The organism is Proteus faecis (genome assembly GCF_030286765.1).
In the GTDB taxonomy this organism is placed as follows: Bacteria; Pseudomonadota; Gammaproteobacteria; order Enterobacterales; family Enterobacteriaceae; genus Proteus; species Proteus faecis.
In genome coordinates, this window is record NZ_JASVWV010000055.1 from 1 (window position 1) to 927 (window position 927).

Below are 927 nucleotides of genomic sequence, written 5' to 3' on the forward strand. Positions count from 1 at the left end.
GAAATCGTCGGGTATAACGGTTCATATCACCTTACCGACGCTTATCGCAGATTAGCACGTCCTTCATCGCCTCTGATTGCCTAGGCATCCACCGTGTACGCTTATTCGCTTAACCTCACAACCCGAAGATGTTTCTTTCGAAGACGACTTTAAAGGTCATGGCTGCACAAGCATCAATTCGTTGTTGGGCAGTGCTCGTAATGCTCACATACTTTAAGTATGCTGCGCTTACTGCGCGCTGTCCGCCTAGAATTGCTGTTGCTCGCTCATGACACTCGCCTTGGAGTATCACAAATTCAAGGTCTGAGATTTTGAGAGACTCATCAATATACCTCGGTGATATATTGATTTGTTTTCAATTTTTCAGCTTGTTCCAGATTGTTAAAGAGCAAAATAATTCGCAGTATACTATTGCTAATATACTCTGAATTATTATTTTATATTCAAGAGATTATGGTGGAGCTAAGCGGGATCGAACCGCTGACCTCCTGCGTGCAAGGCAGGCGCTCTCCCAGCTGAGCTATAGCCCCATAATGCATTCTTAATACCAGTGTAACCACTCCTTTTCTTCTTTATAAAAAGAAGCTTTTTCTTTAGGCAAGGCGTGGAGTAACGAAGTTTACTTAAAGTAAACGAGTTGCTTCACAACACAGCATAAAGGAAAAGTGGTAGGCCTGAGTGGACTTGAACCACCGACCTCACCCTTATCAGGGGTGCGCTCTAACCACCTGAGCTACAAGCCTATACCGGTATTTCTGCTCGTTCTTCATCAGACAATCTGTGTGAGCACTTCACATAACACGTATCTCTTAGGTAAGGAGGTGATCCAACCGCAGGTTCCCCTACGGTTACCTTGTTACGACTTCACCCCAGTCATGAATCACAAAGTGGTAAGCGCCCTCCCGAAGGTTAAGCTACCTACTTCTT

General features: G+C 44.8%; 2 tRNA genes and 2 rRNA genes. All 4 read right to left on the reverse strand.

Annotated features, from left to right (window positions below):
- A 23S ribosomal RNA gene (locus QSH13_RS18425) occupies positions 1–115 on the reverse strand; the annotation flags it as partial.
- 339 nt (positions 116–454) lie between these two features.
- Positions 455–530: transfer RNA gene (locus QSH13_RS18430), tRNA-Ala, on the reverse strand.
- A gap of 136 nt (positions 531–666) precedes the next feature.
- Positions 667–743, reverse strand: a tRNA-Ile gene (locus tag QSH13_RS18435).
- Between the two features lie 71 nt (positions 744–814).
- Positions 815–927: ribosomal RNA gene (locus QSH13_RS18440) — 16S ribosomal RNA — on the reverse strand; the annotation flags it as partial.